Source organism: Acidovorax sp. ST3, assembly GCF_003231145.1.
GTDB lineage: Bacteria > Pseudomonadota > Gammaproteobacteria > Burkholderiales > Burkholderiaceae_C > Acidovorax.
Genome location: NZ_QKVP01000006.1, coordinates 1 through 17,911, shown reverse-complemented (window position 1 = coordinate 17,911; position 17,911 = coordinate 1). Strand labels below are relative to the sequence as shown.

General features: G+C 65.7%; 14 protein-coding genes and 1 pseudogene. 14 read left to right on the top strand and 1 reads right to left on the bottom strand.

The genetic code is table 11. The features are described from left to right. The first annotated feature begins 80 nt into the window (after positions 1-80). The 4 genes from DNK89_RS18870 (at position 81) to DNK89_RS18855 (ending at position 4,718) form a co-directional block, all read left to right on the top strand. Positions 81-1,664 (top strand): ABC transporter substrate-binding protein, encoded by a 1,584-nt coding sequence (locus tag DNK89_RS18870; protein ID WP_060986070.1) that lies wholly within the window; start codon positions 81-83, stop codon positions 1,662-1,664. 122 nt (positions 1,665-1,786) lie between these two features. Then, positions 1,787-2,698, top strand: a complete 912-nt coding sequence (locus tag DNK89_RS18865) for an ABC transporter permease (RefSeq protein WP_015012586.1) — start codon at positions 1,787-1,789, stop codon at positions 2,696-2,698. A gap of 29 nt (positions 2,699-2,727) precedes the next feature. Further along, positions 2,728-3,708, top strand: coding sequence for an ABC transporter ATP-binding protein (locus tag DNK89_RS18860; RefSeq protein WP_110961700.1), 981 nt, complete (start codon positions 2,728-2,730; stop codon positions 3,706-3,708). Continuing rightward, complete coding sequence (locus tag DNK89_RS18855; protein WP_110961362.1) at positions 3,705-4,718, top strand: ABC transporter ATP-binding protein; 1,014 nt, start codon at positions 3,705-3,707, stop codon at positions 4,716-4,718. The genes DNK89_RS18860 and DNK89_RS18855 overlap by 4 nt, the downstream gene beginning before the upstream one ends. Positions 4,719-4,871: 153 nt before the next feature. Here the strand turns inward: DNK89_RS18855 and DNK89_RS18850 are convergent, their stop codons facing one another. Continuing rightward, positions 4,872-5,792 carry a LysR family transcriptional regulator gene (locus DNK89_RS18850; protein ID WP_110961361.1) on the bottom strand — a complete coding sequence of 307 codons (921 nt, stop codon included), beginning with the start codon at positions 5,790-5,792 and terminating at the stop codon, positions 4,872-4,874. A 153-nt stretch (positions 5,793-5,945) separates the two neighbouring features. Here DNK89_RS18850 and DNK89_RS18845 point away from each other — a divergent pair, with 153 nt between their 5' ends. From DNK89_RS18845 to DNK89_RS18800, 10 genes and pseudogenes are all read left to right on the top strand, one after another. After that, a complete protein-coding gene (locus DNK89_RS18845; protein WP_110961360.1) occupies positions 5,946-8,072 on the top strand; it encodes a 3-hydroxyacyl-CoA dehydrogenase NAD-binding domain-containing protein in 2,127 nt (708 codons plus the stop codon). 104 nt (positions 8,073-8,176) lie between these two features. Beyond that, entirely contained in the window at positions 8,177-9,352 is a 1,176-nt protein-coding gene (locus DNK89_RS18840; protein ID WP_110961359.1) for an acetyl-CoA C-acyltransferase, read from the top strand. 162 nt (positions 9,353-9,514) lie between these two features. Next, positions 9,515-10,711: an acyl-CoA dehydrogenase family protein gene (locus DNK89_RS18835; protein ID WP_110961358.1), complete on the top strand. Its 1,197-nt coding sequence runs from the start codon at positions 9,515-9,517 to the stop codon at positions 10,709-10,711. Between the two features lie 10 nt (positions 10,712-10,721). Beyond that, positions 10,722-11,855 carry an acyl-CoA dehydrogenase family protein gene (locus tag DNK89_RS18830; RefSeq protein WP_110961357.1) on the top strand — a complete coding sequence of 378 codons (1,134 nt, stop codon included), beginning with the start codon at positions 10,722-10,724 and terminating at the stop codon, positions 11,853-11,855. 4 nt (positions 11,856-11,859) lie between these two features. After that, the gene (locus DNK89_RS18825; protein WP_110961356.1) at positions 11,860-12,696 is read left to right on the top strand and encodes an oxepin-CoA hydrolase, alternative type; all 837 of its coding nucleotides are present in this window, start codon (positions 11,860-11,862) and stop codon (positions 12,694-12,696) included. Next, the gene (locus DNK89_RS18820; RefSeq protein ID WP_110961355.1) at positions 12,693-13,949 is read left to right on the top strand and encodes a CaiB/BaiF CoA-transferase family protein; all 1,257 of its coding nucleotides are present in this window, start codon (positions 12,693-12,695) and stop codon (positions 13,947-13,949) included. Before DNK89_RS18825 ends, DNK89_RS18820 begins: the two co-directional genes overlap by 4 nt. A 15-nt stretch (positions 13,950-13,964) precedes the next feature. Next, positions 13,965-14,963, top strand: coding sequence for a tripartite tricarboxylate transporter substrate binding protein (locus DNK89_RS18815; protein ID WP_110961354.1), 999 nt, complete (start codon positions 13,965-13,967; stop codon positions 14,961-14,963). A gap of 183 nt (positions 14,964-15,146) precedes the next feature. Next, positions 15,147-16,160, top strand: a complete 1,014-nt coding sequence (locus DNK89_RS18810) for a tripartite tricarboxylate transporter substrate binding protein (protein ID WP_110961353.1) — start codon at positions 15,147-15,149, stop codon at positions 16,158-16,160. A gap of 8 nt (positions 16,161-16,168) precedes the next feature. Then, entirely contained in the window at positions 16,169-17,734 is a 1,566-nt protein-coding gene (locus tag DNK89_RS18805) for a class I adenylate-forming enzyme family protein (protein ID WP_110961352.1), read from the top strand. A gap of 32 nt (positions 17,735-17,766) precedes the next feature. Continuing rightward, positions 17,767-17,911 (top strand): annotated as a pseudogene (locus tag DNK89_RS18800) (electron transfer flavoprotein subunit beta/FixA family protein); the annotation flags it as partial.

Genomic DNA, 17,911 nt, shown 5'->3' with positions numbered 1-17,911 from the left:
CCCTTCGCGCAAACACGCTTTTCACCCACCGGAAGTCTTCGTACCCTTCCATTCCACCCTTTCACTACCAGGAGATTTCCATGAAATTCCAGAAAAAACTCGCTGTGACCGCTCTCTTCGCTGCGCTGGCTGCGGCGAGCGTGGTAGCCCAGGCCCAGACCGTGCGCATCGCCAACCAGGGCGATGCACTGTCGATGGACCCCCATTCGCTCAACGAATCCCTGCAGCTGAGCGTGACCAGCAACGTGTACGAACCCCTGGTGGGCCGCAACAAGGACCTGAGCCTGGCGCCCGCGCTGGCCACCAGCTGGAAGCAGATTGCCCCGACCGTGTGGCGCTTCGAACTGCGCAAGGGTGTGCAGTTCCATGACGGCACGCCGTTCACGGCCGACGACGTGGTGTTCAGCTTTGCCCGCATGAAGGGCGATGGCTCGGACATGAAGGCCACCAACAGCGACATCAAGCAGGTGCGCAAGATCGACGACCACACAGTCGAGATCGATACCGTCGCTCCCCAGCCCATCCTGCCAGACGTGATCACCACGTCCTACATGATGAGCAAGAAGTGGTGTGAGACCAACCAGGCCACCACCCCGGTAGACCGCCGCAAGGGCATCGAAAACGCCGCATCGTTCCGCGCCAACGGCACGGGCCCCTACCGCCTGCGTGAGCGCCAACCCAACGTGCGCACGGTGTTTGTGCGCAACGGCGCCTACTGGGACAAGATCGAAGGCAACGCGACCGAGGTCGTCTTCACGCCCATCGGCAACGACGCCACCCGCGTGGCAGCCCTGCTGTCGGGTGAAGTGGACGTGATGGAGCCCGTGCCGGTGCAGGACATCGAGCGCATCAACAACAGCGCCAACGCCCGCGCCATCACCGGCCCCGAGCTGCGCACCATCTTCCTGGGCATGGACCAGAAGCGCGACGAGCTGCTGTACTCCAACGTCAAGGGCAAGAACCCCTTCAAGGACAAGCGCGTGCGCCAGGCCTTCTACCAGGCCATCGACATCGAAGGCATCAAGAAGACCGTGATGCGCGGCGCCTCCAACCCGTCCGCACTGATGGTGGGCCCCGGCATCAATGGCTTCCAGCCCGACGTCAAGCGCTTGCCTTATGACGTCGAAGCCGCCAAGAAGCTCATGGCCGAAGCCGGTTACCCCAACGGTTTTGAAGTCACCATGAACTGCCCCAACGACCGTTATGTGAACGACGGCCGTATCTGCCAGACGGTGGCTGCCAACCTGTCGCGCATCAACGTCAAGATCAACCTTGCTGCGGAAACCAAAGGCACGTACTTCCCCAAGGTGCTGCGTCGTGACACCAGCTTCTACATGCTGGGCTGGACCCCCACCACGTACGACTCGCACAACGCCCTCAATGCGCTGATGATCTGCCCCGACGACAAGACTGGCGCGGGCCAGTTCAACCTGGGTGCGTACTGCAACCCCAAGCTGGACGAGCTGACCAAGAAGATCCTGGTCGAGACCGACAAGCCCAAGCGCGACGCCATGATCAAGGAAGCCTTTGAAGTGCACACCGCCGATGTGGGCCACCTGCCGCTGCACCAGCAGGCGCTGGCCTGGGGCGTGAGCAAGAAGGTCAAGCTCGTGCAGATGGCCGACAACTACATGCCGTTCAAGTGGATCACCGTGAGCAAGTGAGCCCGCATTTTTCCGACTGATCGATACGACGACAACAACAAAGCCACCGGCTGATCCAAGCCCGCAACAACACCCGCAGCTACCCGCTGCGCGTGTTGTTGCCCGTTGACTGGTTTCCCACAATGAAAACTACCCTTGCCCGCTGGTTCGACAGCGACGTTGGCTACAGCTTCCGCACATCGCCGGTCGCCATGCTGGCCGCTGCCATTGCGCTGATTTGCCTGTTCTGTTCGGTGTTTGCCGGATGGGTGGCGCCCCACAACCCGTTCGACCTGACCACGCTGGAGCTGAGCGATGCGCGCCTGCCTCCGGCATGGAGCGAAATGGGCTCGATGAAATATCCCCTGGGCACCGATGACCAGGGCCGCGACATCCTGTCGGCGCTGATCTACGGCGCGCGCATCTCGCTCGTGGTGGGCATCGCCTCGGTGGTGCTGTCCGTGGTGGTGGGCGTGGCCTTTGGCCTGCTGGCAGGCTTTCGGGGCGGCTGGGTGGATGCCGTGCTCATGCGCCTGTGCGACGTGATGTTGTCCTTTCCCGCCATCCTGGTCGCGCTGCTGATTGCCGGCGTGGGCCGTGCGCTGTTCCCCAATGCCCACGAGTCGCTGGCGTTTGGCGTGCTGATCCTTTCCATCTCCCTCACCGGCTGGGTGCAATATGCCCGCACGGTGCGCGGCTCCACGCTGGTGGAGCGTAACAAGGAATACGTGCAAGCCGCCCGCGTGACGGGCGTCTCGCCGCTGCGCATCATGCGCAAGCACGTGCTGCCCAACGTGATGGGGCCCGTGCTGGTGCTGGCCACCATCCAGGTGGCCACGGCCATCATCACCGAAGCCACGCTGTCTTTCCTGGGCGTGGGCGCGCCGCCCACTTCGCCCTCGCTGGGCACGCTGATCCGTATCGGCAACGACTACCTGTTCTCGGGCGAATGGTGGATCACCGTCTTCCCGGGCGCCATGCTGGTGCTGATTGCTTTGTCCGTGAACCTGCTGGGTGACTGGCTGCGCGACGCGCTCAACCCCCGCCTGCGTTGAACAAGAACAAGAAGAAAAGCGATATTTCCATGAGCCTTCTCGAAGTCAAAAACCTCGTTGTCGAATTCCCGGGCCGCCGCGGTACCCTGCGCGCTCTGGACGACATTTCCTTTTCCATCGCACCCGGTGAGATCCTGGGCGTGGTGGGAGAGTCCGGCGCCGGCAAGTCGCTCACCGGCGCGGCCATCATCGGCCTGCTGGAGCCGCCCGGGCGCGTGGCCTCGGGCCAGATCCTGCTGGAAGGTCAGCGCATCGACAACCTCAACAACGAGGAGATGCGCCACATTCGGGGCCGCCGCATCGGTGCCATCTTTCAAGACCCGCTGACCTCGCTGAACCCTCTGTACACCGTGGGCCGTCAGCTCACCGAGACCATCCTCGCCCACCTGCCGGTCAACGCCGCCGAGGCCCGCCAGCGCGCCATCCAGTTGCTCAAGGACACCGGCATTCCGGCGGCCGAAGAGCGCATCGACCACTACCCCCACCAGTTCTCGGGCGGCATGCGCCAACGCGTGGTGATTGCCCTGGCCCTGGCCGCCGAGCCCAAGCTCATCGTGGCCGACGAGCCCACCACGGCGCTCGATGTGTCCATCCAGGCACAGATCATCACGCTGCTGAAAAACATCTGCAAATCGCGTGGCGCGGCCGTCATGCTCATCACCCACGACATGGGCGTGATCGCCGAAACCTGCGACCGCGTGGCCGTGCTGTACGCAGGCCGCGTGGCCGAGATCGGCCCGGTGCATGACGTGATCAACCAGCCATCCCACCCCTACACCGCCGGGTTGATGGCCTCCATCCCCGACATGGAACAGGACCGCGAGCGCCTCAACCAGATCGACGGCGCCATGCCGCGCCTCAACGCCATCCCCAAGGGCTGTGCCTACAACCCCCGTTGCCCCAAGACCTTTGACCGCTGCATGACCGACCGCCCCGACCTGATGGATGCCGGCGCCACCCGCGCTGCCTGCTGGCTGCATGCCGGTGCAACGACCAAGGTGACCGCATGAGCGCCGCCGCAACGAACAGCAAGGCGCTGGTGCAGGCACACGACCTGGCCAAGACCTTCGACGTCTCTGCCCCGTGGCTCAACCGCGTGATCGAGCGCAAGCCCCGCACCCTGCTGCATGCAGTGGACGGCGTGAGCTTCGAGATCGAGAAGGGCAAGACGCTGGCGCTGGTGGGCGAATCCGGCTGCGGCAAAAGCACCGTGGCCCGCCTGCTGGTGGGCCTGTACGACCCCACGCGCGGCGGCCTCACGTTTGATGGGCAAGACGCCCATGCGGCCTTCAAGGGCAACAACGCCAAGGCCATGCGCCGCCGCATCCAGATGATCTTCCAGGACCCCTATGCCAGCCTGAATCCTCGCTGGCTGGTGGAGGACATCATCGGCGAGCCGCTGAAGGAGCATGGGCTCATCACCGATAAGGAGCAGCTCAAAACCCGCGTGGGCGAGTTGCTCAAGTCCGTGGGGCTGTCGCCGCTGGACATGGTCAAGTACCCGCACCAGTTCTCGGGCGGCCAGCGCCAGCGCATCTCGATTGCACGCGCCCTGGCCACCGAACCCGAGTTCCTGGTCTGCGACGAGCCCACCAGCGCACTCGATGTGTCGGTGCAAGCCCAGGTCCTCAACATCATGAAGGACCTGCAGCGCGAGCGGCAGCTCACGTATCTGTTCATCAGCCACAACCTGGCTGTGGTGCGCCATGTGAGCGACCAGGTGGGCGTGATGTACCTGGGCCGCCTAGTGGAGCTGGCCGATAAACACACGCTGTTTGACACGCCGCGCCACCCCTACACGCGCATGCTGCTCGATGCCATCCCAAAGATGCACGACACCGGCAAGGCGCGCACTCCGGTGCAGGGCGAGGTACCCAACCCGCTGAACCCGCCGCCCGGCTGTGCGTTCAACCCACGCTGCCCTCACGTCAACGACCGCTGCCGCACCGAGCGCCCCCAGCTCCTGAGCATTGGCGGCATCCGCATTGCGTGCCATGCGGTGGAGGAAGGGCGCATCTGATGCCAGCCGCCACGCGGGTGTGCTGACGCGCGGCGGAGGGACTCATCCCGCAGTGCTACTGTCGCAGTAGCGATTGCTATCAATAGAATAGCTGCTGACGCAATGAATACCTGCGCTTGCGGCTATTTTTGCTTGTAAACGTGCAGAAGATGCTCATCCTGGATCCGCAGTCACTCCTTGGCCGGCTGCCGGCAGGGCCCGCCCCAGCAGGTAGTCAATGCACGTGCGCACCGCCCGGGTCTGGTGGCGGTTGGGCATGTAGAGCATGAACATCTGGGTGCCAAAAATGCTCAGCCGCCAGTCGTCGAGCGTGGTCAGCACGTCCCCGCTGGACACGGCGTCCTGCACCACGTAGTCCGGTACCAGCCCCACGCCCAGCCCCGCCAGGATGCCCTGGCGCAGAAACGGAAAGTGCTCCGAAATGAGGGTGGGCTCCAGCATGGCTTCCTGGCGCTGGTCACCCCGGTACCCGCGCAGGCGCAGCTGCTTGCCCACCACCCCTGCGGTGATCACCGGCGCGGCCTGCAGCGCCTCGAAGTCCTGGGGCAGCCCATGCGCCTCGGCGTACCCGCGCGACGCGCAGGCGATGTAGCGCACGCTGCCCAGGTCGCGCGCCACCAGTGTGGGCGGGGGCTCGGGCATCACGCGGATGGCGATGTCCACCTCATCACGGATCAGGTCGTCCACCCGGTTTTCAAAGCGCACATCGAGCACGATGCCGGGGTACAGCCGCTTGAAGTCGATCAGCCAGTCCGACATCACCATCTGCCCGTAGCCACTGGGCACGCTCAGGCCCACGCGGCCCTGCAGGCCTTGGCCCAGCGTGGCAATCGTCTCGCGCGCAGCCAGCATTTCGTTCTGAATGGCGCGGCCATGGGCGTACAGGCGCAGCCCCACCTCGGTGGGCTCCACACGCCGCGTGGTCCGGCGCACCAGTTGCACACCCACCGATTTTTCCAGCTGGTGCAGGTGGTAGCTTACGTTGGCCCGGGTCATCTTCAGGTTGCGCGCGGCCTGGCTCAGGTTGCCGGCATCAAGGATGTCGACCAGCACGGTGAGGGAGGTGAGTTCCATAGGTGGGGTGGCGCTTGACCGCGCGTTGGCTGCAGTTTGTCAAAAGAACTTTGACAGTCTGTCAATGGGCTCTGTAATTGTCAAGATTACTTCGCGCATCAACAATCCCCCGGTCATCAACAGGCACAGCCATTGACCAGGAGACTTCCCCGTATGCACGCCGCCGCTACCGCATCTTCCGTTGTTACGACCGCGCTGCATGGCGATGTTCTGGTCGTCACCATCGACAACCCGCCCGTCAATGCCCTGGGCGCCGCCGTGCGCCAGGGCCTTTTGGCCGCCATGCAGCAGGCGCAGGCCGACACCAAAGTGGCCGCCGTGCTGCTGGTGGGCGCGGGCAAGGCCTTCATTGCCGGGGCGGACATCCGCGAATTCGGCAAGCCCCCTGTCTCCCCCATCCTGCCCGAGGTCTGCCGCGCCATCGAAAACCTGAACAAGCCCGTGGTCGCCGTACTGCACGGCGCAGCCCTGGGCGGTGGGCTGGAAGTGGCGCTGTCAGCCCACTATCGGCTGGCCTTGCCCGCTGCCACGCTCGGCCTGCCTGAGGTGAACCTGGGCCTGCTGCCCGGCTCGGGCGGCACCCAGCGCGCCCCACGGCTGATGGGCGTGCAGGCCGCCGCCACCCTCATGCTCAGTGGTCAGCCCCTCAAGGCGCAGGCCGCGCTGCAGACAGGTCTGGTCGACAAGCTGGTGGAAGGCGCCGACCCGCTGGCCGCAGGCCTGGCCTATGTGCGCGAACTGCTGGCGGCCAACGCTCCCGTGCGCCGCACGCGGGACCTCGCCATTGCCGAGCCGCAGGTGGCGCTGGCCTGGCTGGAAGAGCAAAAGACCGAGACGGCCAAGAAGTCGCGCGGCCTGTTCTCGCCCCTCAAGATCATCGAATGCGTGCAGGCAGCACTGCAGCTGCCTTTTGACGAAGGCATGGCCCGCGAACGTGCGCTGTTCATGGAATGCATCGACAGCCCGCAACGCGCCGGGCTCATCCACGCCTTTTTTGCCGAGCGTGAAGTGGTCAAGGTGCCCGAGGCCCAGGCCGCGCAGCCGCGCCCCGTGGCCCGCATTGCCATCATCGGGGGTGGCACCATGGGCGCGGGCATTGCCGTGGCCGCGCTGGATGCGGGCCTGCCCGTGACCATGATCGAGCGCGATGCCGAGTCCATCGCCCGGGGCCGCGCCAATGTGGAAAAGGTCTACAACGCCTTGGTCGCCAAGGGCCGCATGACCGACGCCGCCAAGGCCGCCGTGATGGCGCGCTACACCGGCAGCACCAGCTACGCCGACATTGCGCAGGTTGATCTGGTGATCGAGGCCGTGTTTGAAGACATCGAGGTCAAGAAGACCGTGTTCCGCGAGCTGGACCGCGTGTGCAAGCCCGGCGCTGTGCTGGCCACCAACACGTCCTATCTCGACATTGACGCCATTGCCGCTGCCACCGGCCGCCCGCAGGACGTGATCGGCCTGCACTTCTTCAGCCCCGCCAACATCATGAAGCTGCTGGAGATCGTGGTGCCCGCCAAGGTCGCACCCGATGTGGTGGCCACGGCGTTTGAGCTGGCCAAGAAGCTCAAAAAGGTGCCCGTGCGCGCCGGTGTGTGCGACGGTTTCATCGGCAACCGCATCCTGGCCGTGTACAAGCAGGCGGCCGACTACCTGCTGGAAGACGGTGCCAGCCCGTATGAGATCGACGCCGCCGTGCGCGGCTTCGGTTTTGCCATGGGCCCCTTCCAGGTGACGGACCTGGCCGGTGGCGACATTGGCTGGGCCACCCGCAAGCGCCGTGCTGCCACGCGCGACCCCCAGGCCCGCTACGTGGAAATTGCCGACCGCATCTGCGAGCGCGGCTGGTTTGGCCAGAAGACCGGGCGCGGCTTTTACCTCTACCCCGAAGGCGCCCGCGTGGGCCAGCCCGACCCTGAAGTGCTGGCCATTGTGGATGCCGAGCGCGCCAAGAAGGCCGTCACGCCCCGCAGCTTCACTGCCGACGAGATCATGCGTCGCTACATGGCCGCCATGGTCAACGAAGGAGCCAACGTGGTGCACGAGGGCATTGCCCTGCGCCCGCTGGATGTGGACGTGACCTTTGTGGCGGGCTACGGCTTCCCGCGCCACCGGGGCGGCCCGATGAAGTGGGCCGACATGACGGGCCTGCCCCAGTTGCTGGCCGACATCGAGGCTTTTGCCAAGGAAGACCCACTGTTCTGGAAGCCCTCGCCCTTGCTGGTGCAGTTGGTGCGGGAGGGGCGCAACTTTGACAGCCTGAACCAGGCTGAAAAGCGCTGAGCCCGCCTCGCGAGGCAATTTTCTCAGTCCCATCGAATTCAAATCATTTTGGCCGCTACCGCTTGATCAATAAGCGCAAGCAGCTACCAAATAAGGAGCAAATCATGCGTGAAGCCGTCATCGTTTCCACCGCCCGCACCCCGCTGACCAAGTCGCACCGGGGCGAGTTCAACGCCACGCCCGGCCCGCAGCTGGCGGCGTATTCCGTCAAGGCGGCCGTGGAGCGCTCGGGCATCGACCCCGAGCTGATCGAAGACCTGGTGATGGGCTGCGGCTACCCCGAGGGCATCACCGGCAAGAACATTGGCCGCCAGGCGGCGCTGCGTGCGGGTCTGCCCCTTTCGGTGGCGGGCATGGTGGCCAGCCGCTTTTGCGCGTCGGGTCTGCAGTCGGTGGCGATTGCCGCGGGCCGCATCGTGGCCGAAGGCGTGCCCGCCATGGTGGCGGGTGGGGTGGAAAGCATCTCGGCCATCCGGCCCGGCAACCCGGCAGACATCGACCCCTGGCTGCAAGAGCACAAGCCCGACCTCTTCATGGCCATGATCGACACCGCCGACATCGTGGCCCACCGCTACGGCATCAGCCGTGAAGACCAGGACGCGTTCTCGCTGCAAAGCCAGCAACGCACCGCCGCCGCACAGCAGGCGGGCGTGTTCGCTGACGAGATCGTGCCCTGCACCACGCGCATGATGGAAAAGAACAAGGAGACCGGCGAGGTCACCTACCGCGAAGTGACGGCCACGCACGACAACTGCAACCGTGCGAGCACCACGCTCGAAGGCCTGGCCAAGCTGGAGCCGGTGAAGGGCCCGGGCCAGTTCATCACCGCAGGCAACGCCTCGCAGCTGTCCGACGGCTCCAGCGCCTGCGTGCTCATGGAAGCCAAAGAAGCCGAGCGCCGCGGCCTGCAGCCCCTGGGTGCCTTCCGTGGTTTTGCCGTGGCCGGATGCGAGCCCGACGAGATGGGCATTGGCCCCGTGTTTGCCGTGCCCAAGCTGCTGGCGCGCCACGGCCTCACGGTGCAGGACATCGACCTGTGGGAGATGAACGAGGCCTTTGCCTCGCAGGCCCTGTACTGCCAGCGCCGCCTGGGCATTCCGTCCGAGCGACTGAATGTGAACGGCGGGGCCATTGCCATTGGTCACCCCTTCGGCATGACCGGTGCACGCCTGGTGGGCCACCTGCTGCTCGAAGGCCGCCGCCGCAAGGCCAAGTACGGCGTGGTGACGATGTGCATCGCCGGTGGCATGGGCGCGGCCGGCCTGTTTGAGATTTATTGAAACACCCCCTGAGCGGCTGGCGCCGCTTCCCCCTCTCCTGCGGGAGGGGGACGACGCCCTCGCTGCGGGGCGGCCCTTGCTCGGCGTCCCCCGCCTGGGGCGCGCCAGTGCAAAGGCCGTATACAGGCGCACAGCGCCATGGATGACTGAGGAAAACCGTCAATGGACCTGAATTTCACCCCCCAAGAAGAAGCCTTCCGCGCCGAGGTGCAGGCTTTCTTGAAAGACAAGCTGCCCGCCCGCATCGCCACCAAGGTCAAGGCCGGGCAGCGCCTGACCAAGGCCGATCAGGACGAGTGGCACGCCATCCTGAACGAGCGCGGCTGGCTGGCCAACCACTGGCCCGAGGCCTACGGCGGCCCCGGCTGGGGCGCGGTCGAGAAGTTCATCTTTGACACAGAGTGCGCCCTGGCCGGTGGCCCGCGCATCGTGCCCTTTGGCGTGAACATGCTGGGCCCGGTGCTCATCAAGTTTGGTAACGAGGCGCAAAAGAAATACTGGCTGCCCCGCATCCTGAGTGGCGAGGACTGGTGGTGCCAGGGCTACTCCGAACCCGGCGCGGGCTCGGACCTGGCTTCGGTCAAGACCACGGCCGTCCACCAGGGCGACCACTACATCGTCAATGGCCAGAAGACCTGGACCACCCAGGGCCAGCACGCCAACATGATCTTCTGCCTGGTGCGCACCGACCGCGAAGCCAAGGCGCAGTCGGGCATCAGCTTCTTGCTGGTGGACATGAAGTCGCCCGGCGTAGAGCTGCGCCCCATCCGCACGCTGGACGGCGACAAGGAAGTCAACGAAGTGTTCTTCACCGACGTGAAGGTGCCGGTAGAAAACCTGGTGGGCGAGGAAAACAAGGGCTGGACGTATGCCAAGTACCTGCTGACCTACGAGCGTACCGGCATCGCAGGCGTAGGCTTTTGCATTGCCGCACTGGCCAAGCTCAAGGTCATTGCTGCCAAGGTGATGAAGAACGGCCAGCCGCTGGACCAGGACCCGCTGTTTGCCGCTCGCATGGCCCAGGTCGAGATTGACCTGGAGAACATGAAGACCACCAACCTGCGCGTGATTGCCGCGGTGGCCGGTGGCGGTGTGCCGGGGGCAGAAAGCTCCATGCTCAAGATCCGTGGCACCGAGATCCGCCAAGAGATTTTGTCGCTCATCCGCCGCGCTGTGGGCCCGTACGCGTTGCCTTTCATCGAAGAAGCGCAGTACGAAGGCTATGCCGAAGAACCCGTGGGGCCAAAGGAAGCGGCCACGGCAGCAGCCAGCTACTTCAACTACCGCAAGCTGTCGATCTTTGGCGGCTCCAATGAAATTCAGAAGAACATCATCTCCAAGATGATTCTCGGCCTGTGAGGTTGCCGCGATGAACTTTGAACATACCGAAGACCGCCGCATGCTGGCGGACACCCTGAACCGTTTTGTGGCCGAGCAGTACGGCATTGAAACCCGCAACCACATCGCTTACGGCGACACCGGCACGGACCCTGCGCTGTGGGCCCGTTTTGCCGAGTTGGGTGCGATTGGCGCGCTCTTCCCCGAAGCCGACGGTGGCTTTGGCGGCGCAGGCTTTGACGTGGCTGTGGTGTTTGAAGCCCTGGGCGGCGGTTTGGTGGTGGAGCCCTTTGTGGGCGCGCTGGTGGTGGGCCGGGCTCTGGGCCTGGTGGGCAGCGCTGCGCAGAAGGAACACATCGCCAGCCTTATCGACGGCAGCACCGTGGCCGCACTGGCGCATGAAGAGCCCGGAGCGCACTACGCCCTGAACCGCGTGACGACCCGCGCCGTGCGCAGTGGCGACGGCTGGCAGCTCAAAGGCCACAAGGCCGTGGTGCTGCATGGCGACCAGGCTCAGCTGCTGCTGGTCAGTGCTCGCACCTCGGGCGCGGATGATGAGGAAGACGGTATCTCGCTGTTCCTGGTGCCCGCGGATGCCTCAGGCCTGAACCGCCGTGGCATGGGCCGCATCGACGGTGGCCGCGTGGCCGAAGTCAGCTTGCAGAATGTGCAGGTGGGTGCCGATGCGCTGCTGGGCACGGAGGGGCAGGGCCTTGCCACGCTGGAACAGGCCGTGGGCTGGGGCATTCTGGCCGTGTGCGCCGAGGCGCTGGGCGCCATGGATGTGGCCAAGAAGCACACGCTGGAATACCTGCAAACGCGCAAGCAGTTTGGTGTGCCCATCGGCAGCTTTCAGGCCCTGCAGCACCGCATGGCTGACCTGCTGCTGGAAGTGGAGCAGGCGCGTTCTGCCGTTATCAACGCCGCCGCAGCCATGGACACCACCGACCGCGCCGAGCGCGAGCGTGCGCTGTCCGCCGCCAAGGTCACCATGGGCCGCATTGGCGCGCTGGTAGCTGAGGAAAGCATCCAGCTGCACGGCGGCATTGGCATGACGTGGGAGCTGCCGCTGTCGCATTACGCCAAGCGCCTCGTCATGGTGGATCACCAGTTTGGCGACGAAGACCACCACCTGGCGCGCTTTATCGCGCTGGGCCGGAGCTGAAGCCATGGAGCAGCCACTGCCTCTGCTGCAACGCCGCGAGGGCGCGGTGCTCGTGCTCTCCAACAACAACCCCGCCGCGCGCAATGCGTTGTCACCCGCGTTCTACGCGGCACTGACCGAGGCACTGGCGCAGGCCGAGGCCGACCCCACCGTGGGCGCCATCGTGCTTACCGGCGAAGGCGGGCACTTCTGTGCAGGCGGTGACCTGCGCCAATTGGCCAAGCGCCGCGAGCTACCCATTGAAGAACGCCGCGCCAAGCTCGAAGGTCTGCACGACCTGATCCGCACCGTGCGCGATTGCCGCAAGCCGGTGATCGCGGCGGTGGAGGGCGCAGCGGCCGGTGCGGGCCTGTCGCTGGCGCTGGCCTGCGACATGCTGGTGGTTGCGCGCAATGCCGTGTTCTCGGTGGCCTATGTGAAGGTGGGGCTCACGCCCGACGGCGGCGCCACGGCCTTCCTGGCCGAGTTCGTATCGCGCCAGGTGCTGACCGAGCTGTGCCTCACCGGCGAACGCATCTCGGGCGAGCGGCTGCATGCACTGGGCCCGGTCAACCGACTGGCCGAGCCGGGAGAAGCGCTGACCCAGGCATTGGCATTGGCCGCGCAGGTGGCCACCGGGCCGGACCTGGCCATGGGCCGTATCAAGGCGCTGTGCCGCAGTGCTTATGCGCAGTCATTGGACGCCCAGCTGGAGCTGGAAGCACAGCTCATGGTGCAGTCGCAAGCCACCGAAGAATCCCGCGAAGGCATTGGTGCGTTTCTGGAAAAGCGCCCGGCCGATTTCGCCCGCCTGCGCCAGGTCAATGCCGCTGGCGCGGGTACACAAGACACTACGCAATGACCTCCACAACCCCCACACCCGCATTGCCCGAGGGCATGGACTTCCCGCTCGAAGGCGTGCGCGTGCTCGACCTCTCGCGCGTGTTTGCCGGGCCGCTGTGCGGCCAGGTGCTGGCCGATTTTGGTGCCGACGTCATCAAGGTGGAACACCCCGGACGGGGTGACGACACCCGCGACTGGGGCATGCGCATCGGCAAGACCGAGACCACCTACTACAACAGCATGAACCGCAACAAGCGGTCCATCACGGTGGATTTGCAGACGCCCGAAGGCGTGAAGATCATCCGCGACCTGCTGCCCCAGTGCGATGTGGTGGTGCAGAACTTCAAGACCGGCGGCGCCGAGAAACTGGGCCTGGGCTACGAACAGCTCAAGGCCATCAAGCCCGACCTCATCTACTGCTCGGTGGCGGGCTACGACAGCTCCGGCCCCGAGGCCAAGCGCCCCGGCTACGACCTGGTGATCCAAGGCGAGGCGGGTCTGATGGCGATCAACGGTGAGGCCAACCAGCCGCCCCTGAAGTTCGGCGTGGCCGCGGTGGACATGATGACTGGCATGTACGCCGCGCAGGCTGTGCTGGCCGCGCTGTTCCGCCGGGAACGTACGGGCAAGGGCCGCCACATCGAGATGGCGCTGTACGACTGCGGCCTGATGATCACCGGCTACTACGGCCTGGACGCCATGCTGCTGGGCCACGACCCGCAGCGCTACGGCAACGCCCACCCGTCCATCGTGCCCTACGGCATGTTCGAGGCACAGGATGGTCCGCTCATCATCGCCGTGGGCAACAACAGCCAGTTCGACAAGTTCTGCCGCCAGGTAGTGATGCGCCCGGACATCGTGGAAGACCCCCGTTTTGCCACCAACGTCGAGCGTGCCCGCAATCGACTGACCCTGCTGCCCGAGATGAAGGCGTTGATTGCCAGCTTTCCGCGTGATGTGCTGCTCGAACGCCTGACCGCTGCGGGCATCCCTTGCGGCAGGGTGGCTGGCTTGCACGAAGCGCTGACCAGCGAACGCACGCGCCGCGGCGGCCTGCTGCAGGAAATGCCACACCCCGTGGCGGGCACCACGCATGTCTTCGCGCCGCCTTATCGGCTGGACGGGCAGCGCCTGCCCATCCGCAACTCACCGCCCACGCTGGGCGCCGCCACGCGCGAGGTGCTGCAGCAACTGCTGCAACTGCCCGAGGCCGAGCTGCAGGCCCTGCGCGACAAGGGCGTGCTCACGCTGCCCGACCCACAACAACATTGACAGGAGACTCCCCCCATGCGATCCCTTTCCCGCCGCGCCATCCTGGCCACCGTGGCTGCCCTGGCCCCCTTGGCTGTCCCCGGCATCATGTCGGCAGCCCATGCGCAGGCCTGGCCTGCCAAGCCCATCAAGCTGATCGTGCCGTACCCGGCGGGCGGCGCCACCGATATCACCGCCCGCACGCTGGGCGAGAAGCTCTCGGCCCGGCTGGGCCAGCCTGTGCTGGTGGACAACCGCGGCGGAGCCGGCGGCGTGACCGGCACCGACCAGGCGCTCAAGTCGCCTGCCGACGGCTACACCCTGCTGGTGTCCCTGGGCACCACCATGCTCATCAACCAGTTCCTGTACGACCGCCTGCCTTACCAACCGCAAAAGGACCAGGCCCTCATCACGCAGATCGCGCTGGCGCCGGTGGTGCTGCTGGTCAACCCGCAGCTGCCGGTCAACAACGCCTCGGAGCTGATGGCCTACATCGACCGCAACAAGGGCAAGATCGCCTATGGCTCATGGGGCATGGGTTCGTACGCCCATCTGGCGGGTGCATGGCTGTCCGACAAGCACAAGGCCGACATGAACCATGTGGCCTACAAGGGCGAGGCCCCCATGCTGCAGGACCTCGTGGGCGGGCAGTTCCAGATGGCGTTTGCCAGCCTGCAGTCGGCCCGACCGTACATCGAATCGGGCCGCCTCAAGCCACTGGCCGTGACCGGCGCGCAGCGCATGGACGCGCTGCCCAAAGTGGCCACCATGGCGGAGCAGGGTATCAAGGACGAGGTCTTCCTGGTGACGGGCTGGGTGGGCATGAGCGCACCTGCCAAGACGCCGCCTGAAGTCGTGGCCAAGCTCGGCGCCGAGCTGCAGGCCGTGATCGCGATGCCCGAGGTGCGCGAGCGCATCCAGCAGATGGGCTTCATCCCCGTGGGCAGCAGCCCCGAACAGTTCAACGCGCAGTTCAAGAAGGACGCACCGGTGTGGGAGCGGGTGGTGAAGGTTTCTGGCGCAAAGCTCGATTAACACCCCCCCGAGCCGCTGCGCGGCTTCCCCCCGCTCTCGCATGGCTGCGCCATGCGGGCAGGGGGACGCAGCCAGCGCGGCGGGGCGGCCCTTGCGCGGCTGCACTCGCTTCGGCCTCGCCAGTTTCGGACGGCGTGGGCCTACGCAGCGCTAAGGATCACTGAAAGACAAGACGTTTTCGCCATGAACAAACCATCCCTTTTCCCCGCTGCGTTTTCGCGTCGCGTCGTTCTCTCCGCAGCTGCGGCTGTAGCGGCCATGGGCCTGCTGGGCACGGCCCCGGCATACGCCCAGGCCTGGCCCAACAAGATGATCAAGCTCGTGGTGCCCTTCCCGGCGGGCGGCCCCACCGACACGGCCTCGCGCATCGTCGGCCAGAAGCTGGCTGAGCGGCTGAAGCAGCCGGTGGTGGTGGAGAACCGCGCGGGCGCTTCGGGATCGATTGCTGCGCAGCAGATTGCCAAGACCCCTGGTGACGGCTATACGCTCATGATGCTGGCCACGCCTACGCTGTTGGCCCCGCACCTGTACAAAAAGGCGGGCTACGACACCACCAAGGATTTTGTGTCCGTGGCCACTGTGTACGACCTGCCCATCGTGGTGGTGGTCAACCCGGCGCAGATGCCCACCGTGACCGATCTGCAAAAGCTCATCACCCACGCCAAGGCACGGCCTGGGCAGCTCAACTACACCTCCTCGGGCGTGGGCAGCTTTGGTCACCTGAGCATGGAGCTGCTCAAGCAGCTGGGCCAATTCGAGATGGAGCATGTGCCTTACAAGGGCGGCGTGCCTGCCATCACCGACACGCTGGGCGGCCAGGTGCCCATGATGTATGCCGACCTCGTGGCGGCGCTGCCCCATATCCAGACGGGCAAGCTGCGTGCGATTGCCGTGGGCTCGCCGCAGCGCGTGGGCGTGATCCCCAACGTGCCCACCATTGCCGAGCAGGGCTTCAAGGGCTTTGATGCTGTGTCATGGGGCGGCCTGATGGCCCCGCCCGGTACGCCCAAGGATGTGGTCGATCGCATCAGCACCGAAGTCAAGGCCATCCTGGCTGACAAGGAAGTGCAGGACAAGCTGCTCAACGCCGGTGCCATCGCCAACTACCAGGGCCCCGACCAGATGGCCAAGCGCGTGCGTGGCGATTACGCCAAGTGGGGCCAGGTGATCCGCGACAAGGGCATCGTCTTCGAGTAAGAGGGGCCATGACCAACACCACTGCCTCTGCCCCTTTCCCTCCGTTCCGCCGGGTCTCCGATCTGCTGCGTGACAACGCGCGGCAGCGCCCGCAGGCCAAGGCCTTGGCCGATGACGACTCTGCGCTGGACTGGGCTGGGCTCGATGCCCTGGTGGACCGCGTGGCCGCATCGTTGCAGCAGGCGAGCCTGCAGTCGGGCGATGTGGTGGCCGTGTGCGCCGCGTCATCGGTGCGTTATGCCGCTGTGTACCTGGGCGCCCTGCGTGCGGGGGGGGTGGTGGCACCGCTGGCGCCGTCCGTCACGCCCGAGGCCATGGCGTCCATGCTGGGCGATGCCCAGGCGCGCCTGCTGTTTGCCGATGCGCAGGGCAGGGCGGCGGTGCCGCCTGCGGTGATGGAAGGCGCCGGTGCGCTGCCGCTCGTGGCGCTGGACGACACCGGCGCGGGCACGCCGTGGAGCGAGTGGCTTGCCCCTGAAGGCGCGGTGCCGCAGTCGGTGGACGTGGGGCCTGAGCACCCGTTCAACATCATTTATTCCTCCGGCACCACCGGCAACCCCAAGGGCATCGTGCAATCGCATGGCATGCGCTGGGCGCATCTGGTGCGCGGCCTGGCGCAGGGCTACGGTCCCGACAGCGTCACGCTGCTGGCCACGCCGCTGTATTCCAACACCACGCTGGTGTCGTTCTTCCCCGGCCTGTGCTGGGGCGGCAGCGTGCGGTTGATGGCGAAGTTTGATGCGTTGCGCTACTTACAGACCGCGCAGCAGATCCGCGCCACGCATTCCATGCTGGTGCCGGTGCAATACCAGCGCATCATGGCGCTGCCGCAGTTTGGTGAATTCGACCTGTCGTCCTTTCGCGCCAAGTTCTGCACCAGCGCGCCGTTCCGCGCCGAGCTGAAAGCCGACATCCTGGCGCGCTGGCCGGGCGCGCTGTACGAGTTCTACGGCATGACCGAAGGCGGCGGCACCTGCATCCTGGCGGCGCGCGAGCACCCGGACAAGCTGCACACTGTGGGCCAGCCCGCATCCACCAGCGACATCCGCCTGATTGACGAAGAGGGCCATGAGCTGCCGCCCGGCGCCACCGGCGAGGTGGTGGGCCACTCGCCCGGCATGATGACCGGCTACCACCGGCAGCCCGACAAGACGCGCGAGGCCGAGTGGTTTGACGCCACCGGCAAGCGCTTCATCCGCACGGGCGACGTGGGCCGGTTTGACGCGCAGGGCTTTCTGACCCTGCTGGACCGCCGCAAGGACATGGTCATCAGCGGTGGCTTCAACATCTACCCCAGCGACCTCGAAGCCGAGCTGCGCAAGCACCCGGCCGTGGAGGACGTGGCCGTGACCGGCGTGCCCTCCGAACAGTGGGGCGAGACGCCGGTGGCCTTTGTGTGCCGCCGACCGGGCGCTACCGAAGACGCCGCCCAGATCATGGGTTGGTACAACGCCCGGGCGGGCAAAACACAGCGGCTGGCTGCGCTGCATTTCATCGACGAGCTGCCGCGCAGCGCGATTGGCAAGGTGCTCAAGCGCGAGCTGCGCGACCTGCACCGCACGCTGTCGCACTGATCGATTTCCTGTTTTTTCAGAAAGACCCAACCATGAAAGTTCTCGTTCCCGTCAAGCGCGTGGTGGACTACAACGTGAAGGTCCGCGTGAAGTCGGACAACACGGGTGTGGACATCGCCAACGTGAAGATGAGCATGAACCCCTTTGACGAAATCGCCGTTGAAGAGGCCGTGCGCC

Bases quoted from the DNA above. Each gene is read 5' to 3' on its own strand.
- DNK89_RS18850 (WP_110961361.1), bottom strand. From the start codon at position 5,792: ATGGAACTCACCTCCCTCACCGTGCTGGTCGACATCCTTGATGCCGGC.
- DNK89_RS18830 (WP_110961357.1), top strand. From the start codon at position 10,722: ATGAACTTTGAACATACCGAAGACCGCCGCATGCTGGCGGACACCCTG.
- DNK89_RS18845 (WP_110961360.1), top strand. From the start codon at position 5,946: ATGCACGCCGCCGCTACCGCATCTTCCGTTGTTACGACCGCGCTGCAT.
- DNK89_RS18840 (WP_110961359.1), top strand. From the start codon at position 8,177: ATGCGTGAAGCCGTCATCGTTTCCACCGCCCGCACCCCGCTGACCAAG.
- DNK89_RS18870 (WP_060986070.1), top strand. From the start codon at position 81: ATGAAATTCCAGAAAAAACTCGCTGTGACCGCTCTCTTCGCTGCGCTG.
- DNK89_RS18820 (WP_110961355.1), top strand. From the start codon at position 12,693: ATGACCTCCACAACCCCCACACCCGCATTGCCCGAGGGCATGGACTTC.
- DNK89_RS18855 (WP_110961362.1), top strand. From the start codon at position 3,705: ATGAGCGCCGCCGCAACGAACAGCAAGGCGCTGGTGCAGGCACACGAC.
- DNK89_RS18815 (WP_110961354.1), top strand. From the start codon at position 13,965: ATGCGATCCCTTTCCCGCCGCGCCATCCTGGCCACCGTGGCTGCCCTG.
- DNK89_RS18835 (WP_110961358.1), top strand. From the start codon at position 9,515: ATGGACCTGAATTTCACCCCCCAAGAAGAAGCCTTCCGCGCCGAGGTG.
- DNK89_RS18860 (WP_110961700.1), top strand. From the start codon at position 2,728: ATGAGCCTTCTCGAAGTCAAAAACCTCGTTGTCGAATTCCCGGGCCGC.
- DNK89_RS18805 (WP_110961352.1), top strand. From the start codon at position 16,169: ATGACCAACACCACTGCCTCTGCCCCTTTCCCTCCGTTCCGCCGGGTC.
- DNK89_RS18825 (WP_110961356.1), top strand. From the start codon at position 11,860: ATGGAGCAGCCACTGCCTCTGCTGCAACGCCGCGAGGGCGCGGTGCTC.
- DNK89_RS18810 (WP_110961353.1), top strand. From the start codon at position 15,147: ATGAACAAACCATCCCTTTTCCCCGCTGCGTTTTCGCGTCGCGTCGTT.
- DNK89_RS18865 (WP_015012586.1), top strand. From the start codon at position 1,787: ATGAAAACTACCCTTGCCCGCTGGTTCGACAGCGACGTTGGCTACAGC.